Source organism: Eisenbergiella porci (genome assembly GCF_009696275.1).
Taxonomy (GTDB): Bacteria; Bacillota; Clostridia; order Lachnospirales; family Lachnospiraceae; genus Eisenbergiella; species Eisenbergiella porci.
In genome coordinates, this window is record NZ_VUMI01000105.1 from 1 (window position 1) to 5,837 (window position 5,837).

General features: G+C 49.5%; 4 protein-coding genes. 2 read left to right on the forward strand and 2 right to left on the reverse strand.

Annotation, left to right across the window (positions count from 1 at the left end):
* Positions 1-276 precede the first annotated feature (276 nt).
* Both FYJ45_RS28600 and FYJ45_RS28605 read left to right on the forward strand, forming a co-directional pair.
* Complete coding sequence (locus tag FYJ45_RS28600) at positions 277-2,355, forward strand: efflux RND transporter permease subunit (RefSeq protein WP_154468348.1); 2,079 nt, start codon at positions 277-279, stop codon at positions 2,353-2,355.
* Between the two features lie 104 nt (positions 2,356-2,459).
* Complete coding sequence (locus FYJ45_RS28605) at positions 2,460-5,108, forward strand: YhgE/Pip domain-containing protein (protein ID WP_154468349.1); 2,649 nt, start codon at positions 2,460-2,462, stop codon at positions 5,106-5,108.
* A gap of 139 nt (positions 5,109-5,247) precedes the next feature.
* On the opposite strand, the gene FYJ45_RS28610 is transcribed toward FYJ45_RS28605, so the two are convergent.
* Both FYJ45_RS28610 and FYJ45_RS32940 read right to left on the reverse strand, forming a co-directional pair.
* Complete coding sequence (locus FYJ45_RS28610) at positions 5,248-5,640, reverse strand: hypothetical protein (RefSeq protein ID WP_235931062.1); 393 nt, start codon at positions 5,638-5,640, stop codon at positions 5,248-5,250.
* A gap of 115 nt (positions 5,641-5,755) precedes the next feature.
* Positions 5,756-5,837 (reverse strand): DUF4368 domain-containing protein (locus tag FYJ45_RS32940; RefSeq protein WP_154468082.1); only part of this gene is annotated, 82 nt, incomplete at its 5' end.

A 5,837-nucleotide genomic window follows, 5' to 3' on the forward strand; every position in this document is an offset into this window, starting at 1 on the left:
AATCGGGCGGTTGACGGAAACCGTATTGGCAGTAACCGGCACAAGCTATTACCACAATAATAAGGATATAAGAACGGCTGGGATATTGACTATATAACCTTACCAACACATTTACGGACTAACACCTAATTTATAAAAACAAGAAAATCAACAGCTGTTGAGTAATAAAATAGAGTTGAATAAAAATCAGAAGCTGAAGGAAGATCGTTTCCGGCGGCCTGATTCGTATATGGCTTAAATACATGCCCGCCGAAACGGGCAGATGGGAGCAAAAAAATGGAACGGTATACCCAATTCCTGCTGAGACATAAAAAACTGATTATCGGTGTATTCGTTTTGGGAGCCCTCCTGTGTGCCGTCCTTTCCGGCCTGGTGGGCGTAAACTATGATTTCGCAGATTACCTGCCCGATAAGTCTGCCTCCACCAAGGCGCTGGAGGTCATGGAGGATGAATACAGCCAGTCCGTCCCCAATATGCGTGTGCTTATTTATGATGTTTCCATCCCCCGGGCTCTGGCGGTGAAGGCACAAATCGCCGCCGTGGACGGCGTGGAGGAAATTAACTGGCTGGATGATGCGGCAGATATTTATGAGCCTCTGGAAACAGTGGATCAAAAGATTACAGATGACTGGTATAAGGACGGGAACGCCCTGTTCAGCATTACCGTGGATGAGGCAAAGGGAGAGAGCGTGATACCTGCGGTAAGGCAGATCATTGGTGAGGAAAACTGTATGGAAGGGGCGGCGGTGACCTCCGTGCTTGCGCCTGTGAATACCTCCAGAGAGGTACAGCAGATCATGCTGCTGGCAGTTCCCATCATTTTTCTGATTCTCATACTGACTACGGATTCCTGGTTTGAGCCGGTGCTGTTTATGATAACCATAGGCGTGGCTATTCTGCTGAACCGGGGAACCAATCTGATGTTCGGCACCATTTCCTTTGTGACAAATGCCGCGGGAAGTGTGCTGCAGCTGGCGGTATCCATGGATTATTCCATTTTTCTGCTGCACCGTTTTTCTGAAAACCGGAGCGGAGGCCTGCCGGTGGAGAAGGCCATGACGGAAGCGGTGAAGCAGTCCGTGGGAAGCATCCTTTCCAGCGGGCTGACCACAGTTACAGGCTTCCTGGCTTTGGTGCTCATGCGGTTTAAAATCGGGCCGGACATGGGCTGGGTGATGTCCAAGGCCATCGGCTTCAGCCTGCTGAGCGTGCTCTGTTTTCTGCCCGCCCTGGCGATTGCCACCTACCGTCTGATAGACAGGACACAGCACCGCAGCTTTGTGCCGAAGTTCGATAAATTTGCCGCGGTGGTGATGAAAATACGTTTTCCCATGCTGGCGCTGATTGTGGTGCTGCTTCCTGCTTCGTTTCTGGGGCAGCAGAACAACGACTTTTTTTACGGCGGAAGCGAGGTATACAGCACGGAGGCCACGCAGATGGGAAGGGATATGCAGGCCATCAACAGCATGTACGGTTCCTCCAATCCGGTGGTGCTCATGGTTCCCAAAGGGGATATGGAGAAGGAAATCTCCATGAATGAGGAACTGAAAAAACTGAACTATGTAACCAGTGTGGTTTCTTATGTGAATTCGGTGGGAAATGCAATCCCGGATTCCTTCCTCCCCACGGAAACGGTTTCCAAGCTGTATTCAGCCCATTACAGCCGGTTTGTCATCACGCTGGAGGCGGCGGAAAAGGATGCGGACTGGTATGAAAAAATAAATGACATCCGAAACATCGGTGAGAAATATTATGGGGATAAAATACAATATGCAGGGGATCTGGTGAGCACGGAGGATCTGAAAACGACCATTACCCAGGATAATGCAAGGGTGAATTTCCTGGCCATTGCCTTTGTTTTCCTTATTCTGCTCGTGAATTTCAAGTCCCTTACCCTGCCGGTAATCCTGACCCTGGTGATTGAATCCTCTATCTGGATCAATCTGGGAATCCCGTATTTTCAGGGGCAGACATTGTTCTACATAGGCTATCTGATTATCAGTACGGTGCAGCTGGGGGCGACCATTGACTATGCCATCCTGTTTTCCGACAGATATATGGAATTCCGCAGGGAAATGCCAAAGAAGGAGGCCGCCAGGGAAACGCTGCGTGTCTGCACGGTTTCCATACTGACCTCGGCGGCAGTGCTGACGCTGGCCGGGGTTATTCTGGGGAAAGTATCCACCAACGGCATTTTAAGCCAGTTGGGTATTCTGATTGGCCGGGGAGCGGCGCTGTCCTTTGTGCTGGTTATTTTCGTGCTGCCCACGCTGCTGATTTTGTTTGACAGCGTTATCAGGAAAACAACGCTGCACTGCAGCTTTTACAGGGCGGAGCCTGAAAAGAAGGATTGAGAGGAAATTTCGAACGGAAATAAAACAGCTGTGCGCCAGGGCGGCGGCCTGCCGCGCAAAACAGCTGCAAAGAATGTGCGCCGGGCGCACAGATAGGAGTGTATATGAGAAAAAAACAGCATGGCATGGCCGTAAAAATTACAGCATATATCCTGTCGGCGGCAATGGTGCTTGGCAGCAGTGTTTCTGTATCGGCAGCGGTTCCGAATACACAGAAGGATGAAAATGTATATGCGAACCTGAACCAGGACGGAAGCGTGGACGGCATATATGTGGTTAACGCTTACCTTTTGGATAAGGAAACGGACATTGTGGATTACGGGAAATACGATTCAGTTAAAAACCTTTCCACGGATGGTGACATTAATAAAAAAGGGGATACCGTCACAGCCGCAGCGCCGGAAGGAAAATTTTTCTATCAGGGGAACCTGAAGACAAAGGAGCTTCCCTGGGAAATTTCCATCCATTATTATCTGGACGGTAAGGAAATGGAAGCCGGTGAGCTGGCCGGACAGAACGGCTCTCTTAAAATTACCATTCACATCGGGAAAAACGATCAGGTGGAGGAAGCCTTTTTTGAGAATTACCTTCTTCAGGCGACCGTGACCATGGATATGGATAAATGTAGCCGTCTGCAGGCCGCCGGGGCAACTGTGGGCAATGTGGGAGCTTCCAAGCAGCTGGTGTACAATATTATGGCGGGACAGGAAAAAGATATTGTAATTACGGCGGATGTGCTGGATTTTGCAATGGATCCCATCAGCTTTCAGGGGGTGCCCATGTCCTTTGAGCTGGACAGGGACAGTCTTTCCATGGACAGCCTCACCGAGAAAACGGGGGATATCAAAGACGCGGCGGATGAACTCTCCGACGGCGCAGCCGAGTTGTATGACGGGGCGGGTGCGTTAAAGGACGGCGCTTCGGATCTGAATGACGGAGCAAACAGCCTGAAGGAGGGCATTGAAAGCTATTCCAACGGCGCCCATTCCCTGGGGGACGGCATTGATACACTGAAGGACGGAACCGATAATCTGTCCGATGGGGCCACCCAGCTGTCCGACGGTATCAGTTCCCTGAAGGAGGGCGTGGATAAGCTGGCCGGCGGCTACAGCGGCGACGAAGGCGCGGCGGCCGGGGCGAAGAAGCTGGCGGAAGGCGCGGATAAGCTGAAGAGCGGCGCAGGGCAGCTGAGCGAAGGGATCAATACCTTTGTCGGGATGATTGGGAGCATGGGGAATACGACGGAGCTGGACAGCCAGGCGGAAGGATTAATTGAGAGAATTATAGGAGAGGTAAAAGCTGGGGTGCCTCCGTTTTTACAGCAGTATGTTGAAGAGAGGCTCAGACCCAAAAGTGATCTGAAGAGTTCATACGAACGGTTAGCGGATTTTTCTGAGCGGCTGGATACAATGATAAATTTGTTAATAGGAATGATACCGGACGATACAGCCAGTTCAGGTACAAAGACTCAGGAAGAAAAGCAAAAGGATCTTGATTCAATATCAGGAAACAGCATACCGGAAGAGGAAGAAACGGAAACCCAGGAAGAGACTGAGGGGGTAACGGAAGAAACTCAGGAGGAAACAGTTTCGGAAGAAGAATCGGGAACCGGAGAAGCCGATTCTGAGGAAAATGGAACGGAAGAATCCAAAACAGAAGATTCTAAAACAGAAGAATCCAGGACAGAGGAATCCAAAGCGGAAGAGGATCAAACCGGAGAAGCAGAAGGCTCATCTAAGCAGATAGAGGATAAACAAACTTCGGGGAAAACAGCGGTGGAACAGCCGGAAGCAGCAAAAACGCAAGAAGAGAACAAGAATCAAAAACATATACAGACAGAACCGAAATCAAAAAAGATTCAGGAAACCATAAAAAACAATGAAGAACAGCCGGCGGAAGAAATTACGGATACATCATTTGCCGTAAGAAAAAGTGCATATTCTTTGGTAACACTTAACTATACGAAAACACGTTTCCTACAGGAGCCGCATTATGAAGGAAGAGTGGTGCAGGCAGCGTCAATTCCGGGATTCGGTATTTCTGATATTAAGAAAATGCTTCCTCAAATATTAGAGGCAAAATCTGGTGTGGATCAGCTACTGGGCATATACCAGGCAATGAATACATTAAAGAAGACACTCAATAATCCGGCCACCAAAGAACAGCTGGGCCAGCTTACCGCAGGCTCTTCCGCTCTGGCGGACGGCGTGGCTTCCCTGGCAGACGGCGCCAAGGCTCTTTCTGACGGTATCAGCCAGCTTGCGGATGGAACCAGCCAGCTGCAGTCGGGAGTAACGGAATTAAATGATGGCGGAAAAGAACTTGCGGACGGCACCAGGGATCTGGCAGATGGCGTCTCCGGCCTGGCGGATGGCGCAAAGGAGCTCACCGATGCTGCCGATGATCTGAAAGACGGGACCAGCCAGCTTGCAGACGGTACAGGAGATTTCCTCACCGGCACGCAGGATCTGGCGGATGGTGTAAAGGATCTGAAGGAAGGAACGGATGAATTCAAGGATAAAACCTCGGATATTGATACACAGATTGATGATGAAATAGACAAAGTGGTGAATGATTTTTCAGGAAGCGATTTTACGCCATTGTCCTTTGTTTCCGATAAAAACAAAAACATCGGGCTGGTACAGTTCGTAATGAAAACAGAAGGCATCAAACTGCCTGAGAAAGAGAGAGTGGAGACTGTGGAAGAGCCGCTTACCTTCTGGCAGAGATTGATGAAGCTGTTTAAAAAGTAATCAGATTACGGAAGCGTAATCATGGGAGAAAATTTGGTAGTCTGAAGCATTTAGAATTTGTACCGGAAGGTGAGGAAGCGTAAAAAGTTTAGCAGGATTGCTGGAAAAAGAACGGGGCGGCGCATCATGCGCCGCCCGTTCAGATTTTTCTTTTCATCAAACCGTGTTTATTGCAGTAAAGATACAGAACCCCATGTCCTCTCAGCCGAAAGCGTCCTTCCGCATTCTGCTCCGGATACAGCTTCAGAAGCTCCAGCTTATTTGAGGTCACCCAGGCCAGGAAGGAGATGTGATGTGCTTTTGACATTTCATGCGCAACGGTAACAAATGACTCATCCTCCACCTGTTCGACTGAGAAACTGTGCCCATCGTCCGTTTCCTCCGCCTCTTGTGCAGGCAGTGTAATGCCGCAGCAGCTTACCACGCATTTTCCCAGCGTATGAATGACATTGCCGCAAACGGGACATACATAAAAAACACTGCGAAGCATATTTCCCATTTTGTTCTGGTTGGTCACATAATCTCCGCTCAAAAGCTCTGCGACAGAAATATCCAGCGCTGCAGCCAGAGGCTCCAGAAGGCTGATATCGGGATAGCCTTTGCCCGTTTCCCTTAGTTAAAGATATTGTTGGGTATCTCAAGATGTGTCATTCGATTTTGCCGATAAAGCGGTAGAAGATTTCCACTTCCTGTTCCCGGCTTCCGTCCTCACTTTTGACCGCTTCATGG